Annotated in this window: 21 protein-coding genes; 11 read left to right on the forward strand and 10 right to left on the reverse strand. The window is 64.7% G+C overall.

The window, feature by feature from the left end; genetic code table 11:
* Positions 1-170: 170 nt before the first annotated feature.
* The 7 genes from VFW84_RS15945 to urtA form a co-directional block, all read right to left on the reverse strand.
* Positions 171-602, reverse strand: a complete 432-nt coding sequence (locus VFW84_RS15945) for a DUF1841 family protein (protein WP_329681454.1) — start codon at positions 600-602, stop codon at positions 171-173.
* A 6-nt stretch (positions 603-608) separates the two neighbouring features.
* On the reverse strand, positions 609-959 hold the full coding sequence (locus VFW84_RS15950) for an FKBP-type peptidyl-prolyl cis-trans isomerase (RefSeq protein ID WP_329681455.1): 351 nt from the start codon (positions 957-959) through the stop codon (positions 609-611).
* A 56-nt stretch (positions 960-1015) separates the two neighbouring features.
* Positions 1016-1720 carry an urea ABC transporter ATP-binding subunit UrtE gene (urtE, locus tag VFW84_RS15955; RefSeq protein WP_329681456.1) on the reverse strand — a complete coding sequence of 235 codons (705 nt, stop codon included), beginning with the start codon at positions 1718-1720 and terminating at the stop codon, positions 1016-1018.
* A gap of 56 nt (positions 1721-1776) precedes the next feature.
* Positions 1777-2673 (reverse strand): urea ABC transporter ATP-binding protein UrtD, encoded by an 897-nt coding sequence (urtD, locus tag VFW84_RS15960; protein WP_329681457.1) that lies wholly within the window; start codon positions 2671-2673, stop codon positions 1777-1779.
* Positions 2670-3803: an urea ABC transporter permease subunit UrtC gene (urtC, locus tag VFW84_RS15965; protein ID WP_329681458.1), complete on the reverse strand. Its 1134-nt coding sequence runs from the start codon at positions 3801-3803 to the stop codon at positions 2670-2672. Before urtC ends, urtD begins: the two co-directional genes overlap by 4 nt.
* Before the next feature lie 10 nt (positions 3804-3813).
* Positions 3814-5451: an urea ABC transporter permease subunit UrtB gene (gene urtB, locus VFW84_RS15970; protein WP_329681459.1), complete on the reverse strand. Its 1638-nt coding sequence runs from the start codon at positions 5449-5451 to the stop codon at positions 3814-3816.
* Positions 5452-5546: 95 nt separating this feature from the next.
* Positions 5547-6824 (reverse strand): urea ABC transporter substrate-binding protein, encoded by a 1278-nt coding sequence (gene urtA / locus VFW84_RS15975; RefSeq protein ID WP_329681460.1) that lies wholly within the window; start codon positions 6822-6824, stop codon positions 5547-5549.
* 131 nt (positions 6825-6955) lie between these two features.
* Between urtA and VFW84_RS15980 the strand changes: the two genes are divergently transcribed.
* From VFW84_RS15980 to VFW84_RS15990, 3 genes are all read left to right on the forward strand, one after another.
* Positions 6956-7711, forward strand: coding sequence for a fused MFS/spermidine synthase (locus VFW84_RS15980; RefSeq protein WP_329681461.1), 756 nt, complete (start codon positions 6956-6958; stop codon positions 7709-7711).
* Between the two features lie 7 nt (positions 7712-7718).
* On the forward strand, positions 7719-8240 hold the full coding sequence (locus tag VFW84_RS15985) for an NUDIX domain-containing protein (protein WP_329681462.1): 522 nt from the start codon (positions 7719-7721) through the stop codon (positions 8238-8240).
* Positions 8241-8366: 126 nt separating this feature from the next.
* The gene (locus VFW84_RS15990) at positions 8367-9725 is read left to right on the forward strand and encodes a dicarboxylate/amino acid:cation symporter (RefSeq protein ID WP_329681463.1); all 1359 of its coding nucleotides are present in this window, start codon (positions 8367-8369) and stop codon (positions 9723-9725) included.
* Here the strand turns inward: VFW84_RS15990 and VFW84_RS15995 are convergent.
* Both VFW84_RS15995 and VFW84_RS16000 read right to left on the reverse strand, forming a co-directional pair.
* Positions 9712-10683: a response regulator transcription factor gene (locus tag VFW84_RS15995; RefSeq protein WP_329681464.1), complete on the reverse strand. Its 972-nt coding sequence runs from the start codon at positions 10681-10683 to the stop codon at positions 9712-9714. The genes VFW84_RS15990 and VFW84_RS15995 overlap by 14 nt on opposite strands.
* A gap of 11 nt (positions 10684-10694) precedes the next feature.
* Entirely contained in the window at positions 10695-14267 is a 3573-nt protein-coding gene (locus VFW84_RS16000; protein WP_329681465.1) for a hybrid sensor histidine kinase/response regulator, read from the reverse strand.
* 80 nt (positions 14268-14347) lie between these two features.
* Here VFW84_RS16000 and VFW84_RS16005 point away from each other — a divergent pair, with 80 nt between their 5' ends.
* The 7 genes from VFW84_RS16005 to ureG all read left to right on the forward strand — a co-directional run bounded on the left by VFW84_RS16005 (position 14348) and on the right by ureG (position 19070).
* Positions 14348-14650: an urease subunit gamma gene (locus VFW84_RS16005; RefSeq protein ID WP_329681466.1), complete on the forward strand. Its 303-nt coding sequence runs from the start codon at positions 14348-14350 to the stop codon at positions 14648-14650.
* 66 nt (positions 14651-14716) lie between these two features.
* Positions 14717-14911 carry a hypothetical protein gene (locus tag VFW84_RS16010; protein WP_329681467.1) on the forward strand — a complete coding sequence of 65 codons (195 nt, stop codon included), beginning with the start codon at positions 14717-14719 and terminating at the stop codon, positions 14909-14911.
* Positions 14908-15213 (forward strand): urease subunit beta, encoded by a 306-nt coding sequence (locus VFW84_RS16015; protein ID WP_329681468.1) that lies wholly within the window; start codon positions 14908-14910, stop codon positions 15211-15213. The genes VFW84_RS16010 and VFW84_RS16015 overlap by 4 nt, the downstream gene beginning before the upstream one ends.
* Positions 15214-15262: 49 nt before the next feature.
* Positions 15263-16990 (forward strand): urease subunit alpha, encoded by a 1728-nt coding sequence (gene ureC / locus VFW84_RS16020; RefSeq protein WP_329681469.1) that lies wholly within the window; start codon positions 15263-15265, stop codon positions 16988-16990.
* Between the two features lie 14 nt (positions 16991-17004).
* Positions 17005-17664, forward strand: coding sequence for an urease accessory protein UreE (ureE, locus tag VFW84_RS16025; RefSeq protein WP_329681470.1), 660 nt, complete (start codon positions 17005-17007; stop codon positions 17662-17664).
* A 6-nt stretch (positions 17665-17670) separates the two neighbouring features.
* A complete protein-coding gene (locus VFW84_RS16030; protein WP_329681471.1) occupies positions 17671-18429 on the forward strand; it encodes an urease accessory protein UreF in 759 nt (252 codons plus the stop codon).
* Complete coding sequence (gene ureG / locus VFW84_RS16035; RefSeq protein ID WP_329681472.1) at positions 18426-19070, forward strand: urease accessory protein UreG; 645 nt, start codon at positions 18426-18428, stop codon at positions 19068-19070. Before VFW84_RS16030 ends, ureG begins: the two co-directional genes overlap by 4 nt.
* Here the strand turns inward: ureG and VFW84_RS16040 are convergent.
* A complete protein-coding gene (locus tag VFW84_RS16040; RefSeq protein ID WP_329681473.1) occupies positions 19060-19401 on the reverse strand; it encodes an antibiotic biosynthesis monooxygenase in 342 nt (113 codons plus the stop codon). The two genes, ureG and VFW84_RS16040, sit on opposite strands and share 11 nt — an antisense overlap.
* A 186-nt stretch (positions 19402-19587) precedes the next feature.
* Here VFW84_RS16040 and VFW84_RS16045 point away from each other — a divergent pair, with 186 nt between their 5' ends.
* Positions 19588-20052, forward strand: a complete 465-nt coding sequence (locus tag VFW84_RS16045; protein WP_329681474.1) for a hypothetical protein — start codon at positions 19588-19590, stop codon at positions 20050-20052.
* The last annotated feature ends 32 nt before the right edge of the window (positions 20053-20084 follow it).

The raw sequence follows: 20084 nt of genomic DNA on the forward strand, positions 1-20084 counted from the left end.
CATATGCCCCCTTAAGGGCACCTCAGACTGTGATGGGCATCACACCGGAACGCGGCGATAGACGGTTTTTCGGCAAAACATCACGGATCATGAGAGCGCAAATCGACACCCCCTCAAGTCAGGGGGGTTTCGGTGGCTGGAATCAGGGGCCGCGAGAGGGTTAGCGAGAATCAGCGCGTCGCACGCACCATGACGGCCGCGATGTACGCTTCGCCGTCAAATGGCAGGCCTGAGCGCTGCGAGGCCCAGACCATTTCGCCGAGAGCTTCCATCACCTCGTGATGGGCCTCGTGCAATGAGCTCCGGCGTTGCGCCAGACGCTCGACCGCGACCTGGATGCCGCGGGGCTGGTCGATGCTGACCTGCTCGGTGATCGACAGGTGCATCGACAGATGCAGGAAAGGATTGGTTCGCCCCTGCTCGACCTCGTAGATGGCCGCGATGGCGGCATCGACATCGGCCAGATCCTCGTGGTATTCGGGATGCTGGACGATCCAGTCGTTGGCCAGGGCCTCCAGCGGGGTCACCGGCAGGCCATCGCGGTGCTTGGCCCACGCTTCACAGAAGAAGCGTCGGACCTGCTCCTGGCTAGGGGCAAACATCAGGCGTCAAACGCCCAGCAGTTCAACTTCGAACATCAGGGTGGCATTGGGGGGGATCACACCACCCGCGCCACGGGCGCCATAGCCCAGCTCGGGCGGAATCACCAGCACGCGGGTGCCGCCAACCTTCATGCCCTGCACACCTTCATCCCAGCCGCGGATCACATGACCGGCCCCCAGGGGGAAGACGAAAGGATCGTTGCGGTCCTTGCTGGAATCGAACTTGGCGCCCTTGACGCCGTTGTCGTAGAGCCAGCCGGTGTAGTGCACCGTCACGTAAGCGCCGGCCTTGGCGACCTCGCCTGCACCTTCGGTGGTGTCGTCGTATTGCAATCCGGAAGCGGTCGTCGTGCTCATGAGGGTCACCCATTAAGGAAAGGCGAGATTTTAGCCACAGCGCCCCACCCCGAGCTTCAGATGGACATCAAGGCCCTCACGCCATCGGCCTCCATGTCCTGACCGCGACCACGCCGGATGATCTCGCCGCGCTCCATGACCAGGTACTGATCCGCGAGCTCGGCCGCGAAGTCATAGAACTGCTCGACCAGCACCACGGCCATCTTCTGGCCGTTGAGCCCTTCGTCGGCCAGCTTGCGGATGGCGCGGCCGATGTCCTTGATGATGCTGGGCTGGATGCCTTCGGTGGGCTCGTCCAGGATCAGCAGCTTGGGTCCCGCCGCCAGGGCCCGGGCGATGGCCAGTTGTTGCTGCTGCCCACCCGAGAGGTCGCCCCCCCGGCGGTGCATCATCTGCTTGAGCACGGGAAAGAGCTCGAACAACTGCTCGGGCACCTTGGCACTGCCAGGCTTGGAGGCCAGGCCCATCTGCAGATTCTCGGCCACGGTCAGGCGACCGAAGATCTCGCGACCCTGGGGCACATACCCCACACCCAGACGCACGCGCTCGTAGGGCTTGAGCTGGTGGATGGCCTGCCCGTCCAGACGGATGCTGCCGGATTTGATGGGCACCAGACCCATCAGGCTCTTGAGCAAGGTGGTCTTGCCCACGCCATTGCGGCCCAGGATGACGGAGACCTCTCCCACCTTGGCCTCGAACCCCAGGCCGCGCAGGATGTGCGAACCACCGTAATACTGATTGACTGTGTCGACGTGAAGCATCTTCATTCCTTCGCTTGATCCACCTTCGCCGGGCTGCCCCATGGAAGGTGCCGGCCTCATCGGCCCAGGTAGACCTCGACGACCTTGTCGTTGGCCTGCACATCGGCCAGGGTGCCTTCGGCGAGGACCGAGCCTTCGTGCAGCACGGTGACCTTCTTCTTGTCCGCGGTCGCGCCCTGGGTTGTCAGTTCATGGATGAACTTCATGTCGTGCTCGACCACCACCAGGGAATGCGCCCCTTCCAGCGACAGGAAGAGTTCGGCGGTGCGCTCGGTTTCCTCGTCGGTCATGCCGGCCACCGGCTCGTCGAGCAGCAGCAGCTTGGGATCCTGCATCAGCAACATGCCGATCTCCAGCCACTGCTTCTGCCCGTGCGACAGCAGGCCGGCGGTGCGCTGCGCCTGGTCGCGCAGGTGGATCAGCTGGAGCATGTCGGCAATGCGGTCGAGTTGTGCGCTGCCCAGCTTGAAGAACACCGAGGCGCGTGCGCGCCGATCGGCCTTGAGTGCCAGCTCCAGGTTCTCGAACACACTGAGGTGCTCGAAGACCGTGGGCTTCTGGAACTTGCGGCCGATGCCGATCTGGGCGATCTCGTTCTCGCGCATGGCCAGCAGGTCGATGGTCGAGCCGAAGAAGGCACTGCCCTCATCAGGCCGGGTCTTGCCAGTGATGACGTCCATCATGGTGGTCTTGCCCGCACCGTTGGGGCCGATGATGCAGCGCATCTCCCCCACCGCAATGTTCAGGCTGAGCTTGTTGAGGGCCTTGAAGCCGTCGAAGCTGACCGAGATGTCGTCGAGATACAGGATGGAGCCGTGGGCCACATCCAGCTGGCCGGGCTGCACCACACGGCTGTAGCTGGCCTCGCGCCCGCCCGACTCACCCGCCGTGCTGACACGGCCCTTGGCTTTGTCCAGGGCCTGTGTGCCCGCTTCCATGAGATCCGGGGTCATGCCTTCACCTCCGTCTTGTTCTTATTGAGCAGGGATTTGACTCCGCCCACGATGCCATGTGGCAGGAACAGGGTCACCGCAATGAAGAGCAGGCCCAGGAAGTACAGCCAGTACTCGGGGAAGGACACCGTGAACCAGCTCTTGGCACCGTTGACAAAGAAGGCGCCAATGATGGGGCCGATCAGGGTGGCACGCCCCCCCACGGCCGCCCAGATGGCGATCTCGATCCCGGCAGCTGCCGACATCTCGCTGGGGTTGATGATGCCGACCTGCGGCACGTACAGGGCACCGGCGATGCCGCACATCACGGCCGACAGCGTCCAGATGGCCAGCTTGTAGGCCAGCGGGTTATAGCCGCAGAACATGACCCGGCTCTCGGCGTCGCGGATGGCCTGCAGCACACGGCCGAACTTGGTGTTCACCAGCCAGCGGGCCATCAGATAGAAGCCGATCAGGGTCATGCCCGTGATCACGAACAGCACCATGCGGGTCGACGGCTGGGCAATGGGGATGTCCAGGATGCGCTTGAAATCGGTGAAGCCGTTGTTGCCGCCAAAGCCCGTTTCATTGCGGAAGAACAGCAGCATGGCCGCAAAGGTCATGGCCTGGGTGATGATGGAGAAGTACACCCCCTTGATGCGCGAACGGAAGGCAAAGAAGCCGAACACGAAGGCGATCAGGCCGGGCACCAGCACTACCAGGATCATCTGGGCGATGAACGACTCACTGAAGGTCCAGTGCCATGGCACCTCCTTCCAGTCCAGAAAGACCATGAAATCGGGCAGATCGCTCTTGTAGCTGCCGTCGCGGCCGATCTGGCGCATCAGGTACATGCCCATGGCATAACCGCCCAGCGCGAAGAACAGGCCATGCCCCAGCGACAGGATGCCGGTGTAGCCCCAGATCAGGTCCATGGCCAGGGCACAGATGGCGTAGCACATGATCTTGGCGATCAGGGCCACGGCAAAGTCCGACAGGTGGAACACCGAGCCTTCAGGCACGACCAGGTTGAGCAAGGGCACCAGCACCAACACGGTGATCACGGCGGCCATCAGGGCCGACCATCCCCTGGGGCCCAGTGCGCTGCGTGGCACCGCCAGCGGCAAGGGAGTATTCAAGACAGCACTCATGTTGTTTCCTTCAGGCTTCTGCACTGCGGCCCTTCATGGCGAACAGGCCTTGCGGACGCTTCTGGATGAAGATGACCACGATGACCAGCACGAAGATCTTGGCCAGCACGGCGCCGGTCCACCCCTCCAGGAACTTGTTGACGATGCCCAGGCCCAGGGCGGCATAGACGGTGCCGGCGATCTGCCCGACACCACCCAGCACGACCACCATGAAGGAGTCGACGATGTAGTTCTGGCCCAGGTCTGGCCCCACATTGCCGATCTGCGACAGGGCACAGCCCGCCAGGCCCGCGATGCCCGCCCCCAGGGAGAATGCCATGGTGTCGACGCGCGCCGTGTTGACCCCCATGCACGAGGCCATGGGACGGTTCTGCGTCACGCTGCGCACGAACAGACCCATGCGTGTGCGGGTGATCAGCAAGGTCATGCCCACCAGCACCAGCACGGCAAAGGCGATGATGGCCAGGCGGTTATAGGGCAAGGTCAGGTTGCTCAGCACGTCCAGCCCGCCCGACAGCCAGGCTGGGTTCTCGACCTGCACGTTCTGCGCCCCGAAGACGGTGCGCACGGCCTGCATCAGCACCAGGCTGATGCCCCAGGAGGCCAGCAAGGTCTCCAGCGGTCGGCCATAGAGGAAACGAAACACGCTGCGCTCCAGTGCCGCACCCACCAGGGCCGAGGCCATGAAGGCTGCCGGGATGGCCAGCACGATGTACCAGTCGAACCACCCGGGCGCGTACTGGCGAAAGAGGTTCTGCACCACGAAGGTGGCGTAAGCGCCGATCATCATCAACTCGCCATGGGCCATGTTGATCACACCCATGAGGCCATAGGTGATGGCCAGTCCCAGTGCGGCCAGCAGCAAGATGGAGCCCAGGCTGATGCCCGTGAAGACCACACCGGCACGCTCGCCCCAGGCCAGCTTGTCATTGACATCGTCCAGCGAGTTCTGCAGCAGGCGGCGCACCGCCGGATCGGCTTCAGCGTCGTCCTGCAAACGCTCCATCAGCAAGGCACGGGCTTCGGGGTTGGCGTCGGCGGCCAGGGCCTTGACGGCCTCGATGCGCTTGGAGACATCCTGAGACAGCAGCAAGGCTTTGGCGCGGATGCCCTTGAGTTGAGCCTTCAGCGCCGGATCGGTCTCCTTGGCCAGGGCCTGGTCGATCACGACCAGCTTGGATTCGTCGGCGACCTTGCCCAGGGCATCCACAGCCTCGGTGCGTTCTGCCACATCGGTCGACGAGAGTTTGCCAGCGGCCAGAGCGGCCTCGATCTCGCTGCCCATGCGGTTGTTGTTGACGACGTCCTCGGCCGTTTCGGGCAAGGGCACGACCTGACCGGTCACGGCGTCGCGCGCCACCTCGCCGTCATAGATGTAAACGCGCTGCTCAGCCACCTTCACGGAATCGGCCAACAGGGCTTCGAGCAGGGGCGGCAGTGCCGGATCGGCCTTGAGCATCAGCTTTTGCAAGGCGGCGATGCGGGCGTCGTTGTCACCGGCAGAAATGGCGTAGGCCTCCTCGGCCGTCAGCGCATGTGCGCTTTGCAAACCCAGCGCGGCGATCAGCACCCCCGCAGCCAGCGACCTGGCCCGCTGCAAAGCGGCCGACCAGCGTGTGGTCTTGGCGTCGTGTCGTTTCACAGGCATGTCCTGTCTCATGTGTTCAGCAGCAAAAAAAACGCCCCGTTGGTGACGCCCAACGGGGCGAAGCGCTCTGCTCTTCAATCTTCAAACCAGAAGAATCACTTGCCTTCCGGCTCGTCCTTCTTCTTGTCGTTGCCGGGGATGTAGGGGCTCCAGGGCTGAGCCTTGACGGGGCCCGGGGTCTTCCACACCACCTTGAACTGACCGTCCGCCTTCACTTCGCCAATGAACACGGGCTTGTGCAGGTGGTGGTTCTTCTCGTCCATCTTGGACATGAAGCCACCGGGTGCCTTGAAAGTCTGACCAGCCATGGCGGCGATCACCTTGTTCACGTCGGTGGTGCCCGCCTTCTTGACGGCCTGGGCCCACATATTGATGCCGATGTAGGTGGCCTCCATCGGGTCGTTGGTCAGAGGCTTGTCCTTGTGGCCGGCAATGTTCTTGGCCTTGGCATAGGCAGACCACTTCTTGATGAACTCGGCATTGGTCGGGTTCTTGACCGACATGAAGTAGTTCCAGGCCGCCAGGTGACCCACCAGAGGCTTGGTGTCCACGCCACGCAGCTCTTCTTCACCCACCGAGAAGGCCACGACCGGCACGTCCTTGGCCTTCAGGCCCTGGTTGCCCAGCTCCTTGTAGAAGGGCACGTTGGAGTCACCGTTGATGGTGGACACCACGGCGGTCTTCTTGCCTTCAGACGCGAACTTCTTGATGTTGGCGATGATGGTCTGGTAGTCGGAGTGACCGAAGGGGGTGTACTCCTCCATGATGTCGGCATCGGCCACGCCCTTGGACTTCAGGAAGGCGCGCAGGATCTTGTTGGTGGTGCGGGGATAGACGTAGTCGGTGCCCAGCAGCACGAAGCGCTTGGCCGAACCGCCATCCTTGCTCATCAGGTATTCCACGGCGGGGATGGCCTGCTGGTTGGGGGCCGCGCCGGTGTAGAACACGTTCTTTTCGAGCTCTTCACCCTCGTACTGCACGGGGTAGAACAGCAGGCCGTTGTTTTCCTTGTAGACCGGCAGCACCGACTTGCGCGACACCGAGGTCCAGCAACCGAAGGTCACGGCCACCTTGTCCTGGGTCAGGAGTTGCTTGGCCTTTTCGGCGAACAGGGGCCAGTTGGAGGCGGGGTCGACCACCACGGGCTCGAGCTTCTTGCCCAGCAGGCCGCCCTTGGCGTTGATCTCGTCGATGGCCATCAGCACGGTGTCCTTGAGCACCGTTTCCGAGATGGCCATGGTGCCCGACAGAGAGTGCAGCACACCGACCTTGATGGTGTCGGCGGCCGCAGCCATGGAGCTGAAGGCCAGACCGGCGACGCCCAGGGCGACGGCGGACAGGGATTGAACGGCGTGGCGACGAGAGATGCTCATGTGAATTTGCTCCTAGGAGGCGGTGGGTGGAATGAATCAGTGCATTCAGTGTGCCCAGCGCCCCCCGGATGCGAAATACGCCACATGGCGTATGAGCCATGCCCACCGTCTCATATGAGAGACTGCCCGCCATGAACACGCCCTCGTCACCGCCCCGTCTGCACGTCAACAGCCAGACACGCTCCCTGAGTTTCGATTCGGATCTCGTGCAAAGCAGCATGAAGCTCGATGCCCCGGACGAATTGCTGCTGGAGTACACCCGGGCCATGATGGGTTTTGTGCTGTTCAACCCCCGCCCCGAGGCCATCCTGATGGTGGGTCTGGGGGGCGGCTCCATCGTCAAATATGTCCACAAGCACCTGCCCGACAGCCACCTGACCGTGGTGGAGATCGAGCAGGGGGTGATCGACCTGCGGGATGAGTTCGCCGTGCCGCGCGACGACGCGCACCTGCAGGTGATCTGCGACGACGGCGCGCGCTTCGTGAGCCTGACCGAGCAGCGCTTCGACGTGATCCTGGTCGATGGCTTCCATGCCGAGGGCCAGCCCATGGCCCTGTGCACACCCGCCTTCTATCGCCACTGCGCCCAGGCACTGACGCCGCAGGGCCTGCTGGTGATCAATATGCATGGGCAGCAGCCCAACCTGTCCTTGATGGTGCGGCGGGTGAGCAAGGTGTTTCGCTCATCGGTGATCGCCGTGGCCGTGGACGATGGCGACAACCAGGTCGTGATCGCCGGCCCGCCCGACGTCTTTCAAGCCTGCCAGCGCGAGTTCAGCGCTCGGTGGGAAGCGCTCGCCCCCATCCACCAAGCCACCCTGGGCGCCAGTTCCAGCCGCATCGAGCGGGCCTTGCGCAAGGGCTACCCCGTCACCCACACCGTGTGAGGCCCCCATGAGTTTCAAGTTCTGCCCCCACTGCGCCCAGCCCCTGCAGGCCCGCGAAGAGGGCGAAGCCCTGCGCCAGGCCTGCCCGGATACACGCTGTGGCTATGTGCACTGGGACAACCCCACGCCCGTGGTCGCTGCCGTGGTCGAGCATGAAGGCGCCATCATCCTGGCACGCAACAAGGCCTGGCCCACGGCGTTCTACGCCCTGATCACCGGCTTCCTGGAAAAGGCCGACCCCAGCCCCGAGCAGGCCATCCTCCGCGAGGTCGAAGAAGAACTGGGCCTGCAGGGACAGGCCGCGAACTTCATCGGTCACTACCGCTTCGAGCGCCAGAACCAGATCATCATCGCCTACCACGTGCCCGCTACCGGCACCATCGTGCTGGGCGACGAACTGGCGGACTTCAAACGGGTGCCGCCAGAGAAAGCACGCTACTGGCCCGTGGCCACCGGCCTGGCATTGCGGGACTGGCTGGTCGCGCAGGGGCACAGCCCGCAGGCCATCGAGGTGCCCAAACCCGCCTGATCGCGCGAAGATCACGCCGAGGGTTAACCCTGTAGTTAAGTCCCACAATTGGCGGCCACGGCCGGGATGCGTATCGTGCGACGCATCTCGCCCGCACGGGCTCACGTCTCACGCAAGCCACCCGCCATGTCCACTCCCACTGCACGCCCACCGATCTACCGGTCCCTGTATGCCCAGGTGCTGATCGCCGTCGCCATCGGCATCTTCCTGGGGCATGTCTACCCGGAGGTCGGCACCACCATGAAGCCTCTGGGCGATGGTTTCATCAAGCTGATCAAGATGATCATCGCCCCGATCATCTTCTGTACGGTCGTGATCGGCATCGCCGGCATGGAGGACATGAAGAAGGTCGGCAAGACGGGTGGCCTGGCGCTGCTGTACTTCGAGGTGGTGTCCACGGTGGCCCTGATCATCGGCCTGGTGGTGGTGAACCTGCTGCAGCCCGGCGCGGGCATGCACGTCGACCCCAGCACGCTGGACACCAAGGGCATCGCCGCCTACACCGAACCGGGCAAGATGAAGGGCACGGTGGACTTCCTGCTCAATGTGATCCCGACCTCGGTGGTGGATGCCTTCGCCAAGGGCGACATCCTGCAGGTGCTGCTGTTCTCGGTGCTGTTTGGCTTTGCCCTGCACAAGTTTGGCGGACGTGGCACCCTGGTGTTCGATTTCATCGAGCGCCTGTCGCACGTGCTGTTCGACATCGTCGGCATCATCATGAAGGTGGCCCCCATCGGCGCCTTCGGGGCCATGGCCTTCACCATCGGCAAGTACGGCGTGGACTCCCTGTTCTCGCTGGGCAAGCTGATGGGGGCGTTCTACCTGACCTGTCTGCTCTTCGTCTTCATCGTGCTGGGCCTCATCAGCCGACTGCACGGCTTCAGCATTGTCAAGTTCATCCGCTACATCAAGGAAGAATTGCTGATCGTGCTGGGCACTTCCTCATCCGAATCGGTGCTGCCGCGCATGATGGAAAAGCTGGAGAACCTCGGCGCGCGCAAGTCCGTGGTCGGCCTGGTGATCCCCACGGGTTACTCCTTCAATCTGGATGGCACCTCCATCTACCTGACCATGGCCGCGGTGTTCATCGCCCAGGCCACGGACACCCCCATGACGCTGACGCAGCAGTTGACCTTGCTGGCCGTGCTGCTGCTGACCTCCAAGGGCGCTGCGGGCATCACCGGCAGTGGCTTCATCGTGCTGGCGGCCACGCTGTCTGCCGTGGGTGGCGTGCCAGTGGCCGGCCTGGCACTCATCCTGGGCATTGACCGCTTCATGTCAGAGGCCCGCGCCCTGACCAATCTGGTGGGCAATGGCGTGGCCACGCTGGTGGTGGCCAAGTGGACCGGTGATCTGGACATGCAGCGCTTGCAGGCAGGCCTGGAGGCCCCGAGCCTGGAAGCATCTCAGGAGCCCGAGCTCATCTTGGATCAGCAGCAGGCCACCATGGCCGTGCAGGACAAACAGCCTCTCAGCGCATCTTGAGTTGCGCCACGCGGCTCATGGCCAGACCCGCTGCCGCGGTGCGTGTCTCGACACCCAGCTTCGCAAAAATGTGCTCCAGCTGCTTCTTGACCGTGGCCGGGCTGCTGCCCAGGATGTCACCGATGTCTCGGTTGGTCTTGCCGCGCACCACCCAGTAAAGCACTTCTCCCTCACGGGCGGTGAGCTTGAACTCCTGGCTGAGGGCGTCCATGGCGGCCTGATCGGAGGTCTCGCGCATGACCAGCAGCCACTCGTCATCCCCGGTTGGCTCGTGCAGCGCAAAGCTCAGGCGACGCGCGCCCTGGTTCACCATCCAGGTCGGCGCCGGACTGGGTGGCGCCGCCCCCCGCTCGGCCGCCTCCACCGCAGCGCGTGCGGCTGGCACTGCGTGCTGCAACCAGTCGATCAGCTCCACCGGCGCCACGGCCTCCGGCGTATCAAAGTAGCGCTGCAACAACTGGCGCGCCAGCGGTGTCTGCCATGACACACGCCCGTCACTCACCCGCACCGTCAAGGAGGCATGCCCGAAAGCATCCAGCGCATTGCGTGCCTGATGCGCACGGCGCGCACTCTGGACATGGGCCTGAATGCGCGCCAGCACCTCACGCGGACGCAAGGGCTTGACGACATAGTCCACCCCACCGGCATCGAAGGCCGCCACCACGTGCTCGGTCTCGGTCAGCCCCGTCATGAACACGATGGGGATGTGGCTGGTCTCGCTCTGGGCCTTGAGGCGGCGCGCCACTTCAAAGCCATCCATGCCCGGCATGATCGCGTCGAGCAAGATGACGTCAGGCACGGCCTGGCTGGCCCGCAGCAAGGCGGCCTCCCCATGGGTGGCCACGAGCACGGTATAGCCTGCCTCGTCCAGGGCGTCGTGCAGCAAGGACAGGTTGTCGGGCACGTCGTCGACGATGAGCACCACGTCGGTACGGCTGCGGTCCAGATGGTCTAGCATGGTCGACACATTCACGTTGATTCAGGGGTGGCACCTGGGGCTGCCTGGCGCTTCACGGCATCACGAACCACATTGGCCAGGGTGTCGAGCTGGAACTGCCGTGCCAGCGCACGCAGACGCTGGACGAAATCCTCACAGCCGGGTTCGCTGCTGGCAATCTGATCCAGCGCCTTGTGGACCCCACGGATGTAGCCCGCATGGACCTGGTCTTCCAGCTCGCGCAGGGCGTGCAGGCTGGGCAAGGCCTGAGCTTCGGCCGACATGGCAGAGCCCCCTGCCGGCGTGCTGCTTGCCGCAGGTGAGCGCTCGGTCTCGATCCATTGCAGCGACAGGCGCCGCCCCAGCCAGTCGAGCAACTCGCTCACTCGCACCGGCTTGACGATGAAGTCCTCGGCCCGGATGCCCACATCATTGTCCAGGCCCTTGTCAAAGGCATTGGCCGACACGATGGCCACGGGAGCCTCGCTCAAGCCCTCGTCACGGATGACCCGCAAGGTGGCCCAGCCATCCAGCCCCGGCATGGCCAGGTCCATGAACATGGCCTGTGGTGCTTGCGCCGGCGGGCAGCGGCGCAGCAAGGCCAGGCACTCGACACCCGAGGCCAGCGGCGTCACCTCGAAGCCCAGCGGCTCCAGGATGCGCAAGAGCAGCCCTCGGTCGGCCTCCTCGTTGTCGACCACCCAGATGCGCCTGCGCTCACCCACATAGCCTGTGCGCTGCCCCCTGGGCACCACACGCTCACCCGGGGCCACCCGCACCTGCGGCAGGAACAGCCGGATGTGGAAGGTCGTGCCCTGTCCCAGGGTGCTGCTCACGCTCATCTCCCCCCCCATCAGGTCCGTGAGCATCTTGCTGATGGTCAGGCCCAGGCCGGTGCCCCCGGCCGAGGTGCCCGCCGCCGAGGAGCCCCGCGCAAAGGGCTCGAAGATCTTGTCCAGCTCAGCCTGCGCGATGCCAGGCCCCGTGTCGGAGATGTCGACCTGCGCGATCTCGCGGGCATAGCGCACCTTCAGACTCACGCGGCCGGTGCTGGTGAACTTGACAGCGTTGCCCAGCACATTGATCAGGATCTGACGAACACGACGCTCGTCGGCCCTCACCGCCTCGGGCAAGGCCGGGTCCAGATCGACCTCGAACTGCAAGCCCTTGGCCCGAGCCTCGTGCTCGATCAGGGTCATGATCTGCTGCAACAGATCCTTCAGACGCACCGGTTTGACATCCAGTGTGAGCTTGCCGCTTTCGATGCGCGCCAGATCCAGCGTGCCCTCGATGAGCGAGAGCAGGTGGTCGCCGCCGCGCTTGATCACCCCCACACCATGCTTGACGTGCTCGGGCAGGCGCTGGTCCTCGTCGAGCAGTTGGGCATAGCCCAGGATGCTGTTGAGCGGCGTGCGCAGCTCATGGCTGATGGTGGAGATATAGCGGCTCTTGGCCTGGTTGGCCTGCTCGGCCGTCTGTTTGGCCTGCTGGAGCTTTTCGTCGGTGATGCGATGCAGATCGATCTCTCGCACCAGCAGATGGGTCTGGCGGTTGGATTCCTCCTGAGCCACTTGTCGGCTCTTGTGTGCCAGCACCAGCCACCAGCCCACGACGCCGGCCACCAGCAGCAAGGCTGCGAACACCTTGACGAAGGCCGCCTGCAGCATCTCGGCCGCCGCTTCGGTGGAGGTCAGATCCAGCACATCCAGATCACGCACCTGCTGCTGAAAGACCATGCCAAACACCCCCGCCAGCAAAGGTGTCAGCACCAGCATCACCAGCAGGAAGTGCCCCAACTCGGTGTCGACATGGCGCCAGGCGCCTTGCGGCAACAAGCGCCGACCCAGCGCACGCCATTGCTCGGACCAGCGTGCCTGCGGTTTGCACAGATCCTGGCAGCGCGCATCGAGCGAGCAGCACAAGGAGCAGATGAAGCCCTGATAGGCCGGGCAGTGCGCGGTGTCGTCCGCCTCGTATTCACGCTCGCAGACCGTGCAGCGGTGCAAGGCCTGCAGGCGGATGACCCGCCCCAGCGGACGCCCTTCTTCCAATGGCGGCAGCGTGGCGCTCGCAGCCGACGCAGCCGGCAAGGGCGAACGTGCCAGGTAGTAGCGCCCCTGCGTGGCCCAGGCGATCACCGGCGAGGTGATCAGCGCCGTCACCAGGGCGATCAGCGCCGAAAACGCCTGAGCCACCTCGCCCAGCCAGCCCACATGGGCCATCACCGACAGCAAGGATGCCAGGCCCATGGCCCCCACCCCCACCGGGTTGATGTCGTACAGATACGCCCGCTTGAACTCGACCCCCGGGGGAGACCAGCCCATGGGCTTGTTGATGACCAGATCGGCCACCACGGCCATCATCCAGGCAATGGCAATGTTGGAGTACAGCCCCAGCACCTTGCCCAACGCCTGGAACACATTGAGCTCCATCAGCAGCAAAGCGATCAGGGTGTTGAACACCACCCAGACCACCCGCCCGGGGTGGCTGTGCGTGACACGCGCAAAGAAGTTGGACCAGGCCAGCGAGCCCGCGTAGGCATTGGTGACATTGATCTTGATCTGCGAGATCACCACGAACAGGGCCACGGCCGCGATGGCCCAGCCCTGGTGCGGGAAGATCTTCTCCCAGGCCACCAGATACATCTGGTTGGGATCCAGCGCGCGCTCGACCGGCATGGAAAAGCTCAGTGCCAGGAAGGCCAGCAAGGCGCCCCCCAGCATCTTGAGCACCCCGGGGATCACCCAGCCTGGCCCCCCTGCGAACACCGCGGCCCACCAGCGAGCCCGCCGCCCGGCCTGCTGCTCGGGCATGAAGCGCAGGTAATCAGCCTGCTCACCCATCTGCGTGATCAGGGCAATGCCCACCGTCATGGCCGAGCCAAAACCCAGCAGATCAAAGCCGGTGCGATCCCCCGAGGCCCCCGCATAGCCTTGCAGGTCCTGCCAGAGGGTCGGATGCTCCCTGAACACATAGATGTAGGGCAGGATCAGCATGCCCAGCCAGATCGGCTGCGTGATCAACTGCAACTGGCTGATGATCGTCACCCCATGGGTGACCAGGGGGATGACCACCACCGCACAGATCAGATAACCCCAGGCAGGCGGGATGTCGAAGGCCAGGTCCAGCGCGTAGGCCATCACCGCCGCCTCCAGCTCAAAGAAGATGAACGTGAAGCTGGCGTAGATCAGGGAGGTGATGGTCGAGCCGATGTAGCCAAAACCCGCACCGCGTGACAGCAGGTCCATGTCCACGCCATGGCGCGCGGCGTACACGCTGATGGGCCAGCCCGCCAGCAAGATGATCAGGCCCGTGGCCAGGATGGCCCAGAAGGCATTGACGAAGCCATGTTCGACCAGCAAAGTGGCGCCCACCGCTTCGAGCACCAGAAACGACGCCACCCCGAAGGCCGTGTTGGCCACCCGCCATTCGCTCCAGCGGCGGGCCGAGCGCGGCGTGAAACGCAGGGCGTAGTCCTCCAGCGTTTCGCTGGCGACCCAGGTGTTGTAGTCCCGGCGCACCTTGACCACGCGCTGCAACGCCTGCGCCCCGCCCTCCTGAGCAGGGGGGATCGTTGAGCCGGGGTTCTGGTCTGGGATTTGCATGGTGAGGTCGTAGACTGCACCAGACGTCGCAATTTCAGTGCCGACATGGCCGAGCGCTGTCCACCACGCCCCAGAGCACCATGGAACTGACCCCACGCGAAAAAGACAAGCTGCTGATCTTCACGGCCGCCCTGCTGGCAGAACGCCGCAAGGCCCGCGGGCTCAAGCTCAACCACCCCGAGGCCGTGGCCCTGATCACCGCGGCCATCATGGAAGGCGCCCGCGACGGCAAAAGCGTCGCTGCCCTCATGAGCGAGGGCAAGACCATCCTGACACGAGCGGATGTGATGGACGGCATCGCCGAGATGATCCCGGACATCCAGGTCGAGGCCACCTTCCCGGATGGCACCAAACTGGTGACCGTGCACCAACCTATTGCCTGACAGCGCCAATCGGCACAATTTTGGTGCCCGAATCATCGCCTTCATCACCACTTCGGATCACAGCCCATGCCACACCGTCAGATTCTCCGCACCATCTTGGCCTCACTGAGCACCGCCGCCTTGACGCTGGGCACCCATGCTCTGGCCCACGAAGGCCATGGTCTGCCTGGCATCAGCCACTGGCATGGCAGTGATGTCTGGGGCTTCGTCGCCGTGGGCGGGCTTGCCGCCCTGGCCTATTGGCTGGGAGGCCGCAAATGATCCCTGGCGAGTTGCTCACCGACGGTCCCGACATCGACCTCAACCCCGGGCGCCGCACGCTCACCCTGGTGGTCGAGAACGCGGGCGATCGACCCATCCAGGTCGGCTCGCACTACCACTTCGCCGAAACCAATGGCGCCCTGAGCTTTGACCGGCAGGCAGCCCAGGGCATGCGCCTGAACATCGCCTCGGGCACGGCCGTGCGTTTCGAGCCCGGCCAGCAGCGCACGATCGAGCTGGTCGACTACGCTGGCGAGCGCAAGGTCTACGGCTTTCGCGGCCTGACCCAGGGCCCGCTCTGACCTCGCGCCGACACGCGCCCCACCCCACACGCACACAGGACCTGACAAGATGGCAACGATCCCGCGCCGCGCCTACGCCGAGATGTTCGGCCCCACCGTGGGTGACCGCGTCCGCCTGGCCGACACCAACCTGATCATCGAGGTCGAGCGTGACCTCACCCTGCAGGCCGGCGGCTACGGTGAAGAAGTCAAGTTCGGCGGCGGCAAGACCATCCGCGACGGCATGGGCCAGAGCCAGCGCTCCAACGGCCCCGGCGCCATGGATGCCGCCGACTGTGTGCTGACCAACGCCCTGATCGTGGACCACTGGGGCATCGTCAAGGCCGACATCGGCATCAAGGCCGGCCGCATCGTCAAGATCGGCAAGGCGGGCAACCCCGATGTGCAATCCGGCGTGGACATCGTCATCGGCCCGGGCACCGAGATCATCGCCGCAGAAGGCATGATCGTGACGGCCGGGGGCATCGACACCCACATCCACTTCATCTGCCCGCAGCAGATCGACGAGGCACTCTACAGTGGCGTGACCACCATGCTCGGCGGCGGCACGGGGCCCGCCACGGGCACCTTTGCCACCACCTGCACGCCAGGGCCCGAGAACATCGCCATGATGCTCCAGGCCGCCGAAGCCTTCCCCATGAACCTGGGCTTTCTGGGCAAGGGCAATGCCAGCCAGCCCGAGGCCTTGCGCCAGCAGGTCCAGGCCGGTGTCATCGGCCTCAAGCTGCATGAAGACTGGGGCACCACCCCCTCGGCCATCGACTGCTGCCTCACGGTCGCGGAAGAAGGCGACGTCCAGGTGTCCATCCACAGCGACACGCTCAATGAATCCGGTTTCGTTGAAAACACCGTCGCGGCCACCAAGGGACGCACCCTGTGCGCCTTCCACACCGAGGGCGCGGGCGGTGGCCATGCGCCGGACATCATGCGTGTGGTCGGCGAAGCCAACTTCCTGCCCTCGTCCACCAACCCGACCATGCCCTTCACGGTCAACACTGTGGACGAGCATCTCGACATGCTCATGGTCTGCCACCACCTCGATGCGTCCATCGCCGAGGACCTGGCCTTTGCCGAAAGCCGCATCCGCCGCGAAACCATCGCCGCCGAAGACATCCTGCACGACCTGGGTGCCATCAGCATGTTCAGCTCCGACTCACAGGCCATGGGCCGCGTGGGCGAGGTCATCCTGCGCACCTGGCAGACCGCCCACAAGATGAAGGCCCAGCGCGGCAAGCTGCCCGAAGACAGCGACCGCCATGACAACGCCCGCGTCAAGCGCTATGTGGCCAAGTACACCATCAACCCCGCCCTCTCGCATGGCGTGGCCCACGAGGTCGGCAGCATCGAAGAAGGCAAATGGGCCGACCTGGTTCTGTGGCGCCCTGGCTTCTTTGGCGTCAAGCCCAGCACCATCATCAAGGGCGGCTTCATCGTGGCCGCGGCCATGGGTGACCCCAATGCCTCCATCCCCACGCCCCAGCCTGTGCACTACCGCCCCATGTTCGGCGCCCACGGAGGTGCCGTGGCCCGCACTTCGCTGACCTTCATGAGCCAGCAGTCCATCCACGAAGGCATGGCCGTGCACTATGGCCTGAAAAAACATGTGGTGGCCGTTCGGGGATGCCGCAGCGTGAAGAAGCAGGACATGATCCACAACCACTACCTGCCCCGCATGGAGATCGACGCCCAGACCTACCAGGTGCGCGCCGACGGCCTGCTGCTCACCTGCGAGCCTGCGGCCGCATTGCCCATGGCGCAGCGCTACTTTCTGTTCTGACGGACACTGTCGGCATGCTGACCGTCAACAAACTCCTCCCCCAAGGCCAGGGTCTGGCCCCCGTCTTGCTCAAACGTGCCTCCGTGGTCGAACTCGACTGGGATGTGCGCCAGAAAAGCCGCTTCGATGCCACCGACAGCAGCGGCCGCCATCTGGGCATCTTCCTGCCGCGCGGCACGGTCGTGCGCGGTGGCGACGTGCTGGTGGCCGAAGACGGCTCCATGATCCGCGTGCAGGCCGCACCCCAGAAGGTGCTGGTGATCAAGCCTTGCGCAGAGCATGGCAGCACCTTCGATCTGGTCCGTGCCGCCTACCACCTGGGCAACCGGCATGTGCAGATCGAGCTCAAGCCCGATCACCTCAAGATCGAACCGGACCATGTGCTGGCCGACATGCTGCGGGCCATGCATCTGACCGTGGTTGAGGCCGAGGCCGCGTTCGAGCCCGAGGGGGGCGCCTATGCCGCCGGAGGGCACGGGCACGGGCACGGACACACGCATGCTCAAGCACAGGCCCAGGAACACGGCCATGTGCACGGCCCCGGCTGCGGTCATGACCACAGCCATGCGCCCGCCGCCGCCACGCCCGCCTCCCGCGGCAAGCCCATCGGCATCGCTGTGACCTCGGCCCCCGTCCCTCATGTCCATGGCCCGGGCTGCGGTCACGATCACTGAAGCTGCATGCCCCGTGTCGCCCCTCGCCCTGCCGCGCTGAACACCGCCGCCCGCCTCCACCTGATGTGGCTGGCGTCCCCGGCCCTGCCGGTGGGCGGCTTCAGCTACTCCGAAGGCCTGGAAGCCGCCATCGATGCCGGGCACATCACGCAGGAAGCCCAGGCCGCCGCCTGGCTGCGCGACCAGTTGCACCTCAGCCTGGCGCGCGCCGATCTGGCCGTGGTGGCCCGAGCGGTCCCCGCCTGGCAGCGCGGCGACATGGCCCGGGTGCAGGAGCTCAACCAATGGATCACCCTCACCCGCGAGACCAGCGAGTTGCGTCTGCAGACCGAGCAGATGGGGCGCTCGCTGGTGGAGTGGCTGCGCAACCGCAGCGGCGAGGCCCGCGCTGACGGGCACGACGACCGCCTGGCCCAGTGCGCCGCCCTCACCCCCGCGCCCAACTGGCCGATCGCCTTTGCCTTGGCCGTGGCCCAGTGCCTGCCTGCGCCCGCACCCGGGCAATCCAGCACGGAGGGTGTCCGCGAGGCCTTGCTGAGCTATGCCTTCGGTTGGGCAGAGAACATGGTGCAGGCTGCCATCAAGGCCATCCCCCTGGGCCAGAGTGCGGGCCAACGCATCCTCCAGGCCCTGATCGACGAGATCCCGGCCGCCATCGACCACGCCCTGACGCTGCCCGACAGCCAGCGCCAGGCCTTCACCCCCATGCTGGCCATCCTGAGCGCCCGGCATGAAACCCAATACTCCCGCCTGTTCCGATCATGAGCGCACTGCACCACATCCCCGGCCGCACCAAGACCCTGCCCCCCCTGCGCGTGGGCGTGGGAGGCCCCGTTGGCTCCGGCAAGACCACCTTGCTGGAGATGCTCTGCAAGACCATGCGCGAGCGCTACGACCTGGTGGTCATCACCAATGACATCTACACCAAGGAAGACCAGCGCCTGCTCACCGTGGCCGGTGCCCTGGACCCGGACCGCATCATGGGCGTGGAAACCGGCGGCTGCCCGCACACGGCCATCCGCGAAGACGCCTCCATCAATCTGGAAGCGGTCGACCGAATGCTGGCCAAGTACCCCAACGCCGACATCGTCTTCATCGAATCGGGTGGCGACAATCTGGCGGCCACCTTCAGCCCCGAGCTGAGCGATCTGACAATCTATGTGATCGATGTGGCCGCCGGCGAGAAGATCCCGCGCAAAGGCGGCCCCGGCATCACCAAGAGCGATCTGTTCGTGATCAACAAGGTCGATCTGGCCCCGCATGTGGGCGCCAATCTGGACATCATGGCCGCTGACACCCAGCGCATGCGCCCGACGCGTCCCTTCGTCATGACCAATCTGAAGACCCTGCAAGGGCTCGACGAGGTCATTGCCTTCATCGAGACCAAGGGCCTGCTCAAGCCTTGAGGTCGCTGCCGTAGGCCCGCTCCACCTTGGAAATGCGGGTCTCGAAGTGCTCGTACCAGGCGCTCTTGCCCAGGGACTGCGCTTGCTGGTGATGGGCGTGAGCCTTCCAGTGGGCGATGGCCTCCAGGCTGTCCCAGTAGGACACGGTGATGCCGAAGCCCGAGGCATCCCGCGCGCTCTCGACGCCCAGGAAACCCGGCTGCTCCGAGGCCAGCGCCACCATGTGATCCGCCATGGCGCCATAGCCCTGGTCACCCTCCGTGCGTTGCGACGAAAAAATCACCGCGTAATACGGTGGCTCTGGTGTGCGGGCGAACCTGCTCTCCGACATGGGCGGTCTCCTGAACGGTCATGCCCGATGCAGGCACCAAAGGATTATAGGAATCCAAGCACAAGGCCAGCCTCTTGATCGGCATCAGTGCACCGTTTCTGCGGCGCAGAACCACCGTCCGGGCTTTGCGCAAATCCACGGAAATGCAGTATCGTTCCAGACACCACACACTCAAGGACCGACCGCATGACCAATCCGTACAGCCAGAAGAACATCGGTCAGGGCAGCGCCCCCGCGCCGGATGCGGACGACCGCATGCGCCTGGTGGCCCCCATCCATCTGCGCACATCGACCTCGACCTGCTGGAAGTGCTCGAACCTGACGCAAGTGCATGCCGTGGTGGCCTCCGATGTCGTGGATCTGGGTGAATCGGGTCAATGTCGCACCTACGTGCATGGCATCTCCAACCCCTCGCCTGAACTGACGCAGGCCCTGCATTTCCTGGCACCCAATCTGCGTGTGGACCAACCCAGCGACGACGGCGTGCTGCGCCTGACCAACCACTGCTCGCACTGTGGCGCCATGCAGTCGGACGTCTATCTGTTTGCTGAACCCGGCGCCCCCTTCTTCGGCCGCCCGCCCGAAGGGCACCTGGGGGCCGTCATTCTGGAGCACGATGTCATGGTCGACGATGCCAGTTACTCGACCTGAACCCACCGCCGCGCAGCGGGCGGTCAGTCATT

It is taken from the genome of Aquabacterium sp., assembly GCF_036279655.1.
GTDB lineage: Bacteria > Pseudomonadota > Gammaproteobacteria > Burkholderiales > Burkholderiaceae_C > Aquabacterium.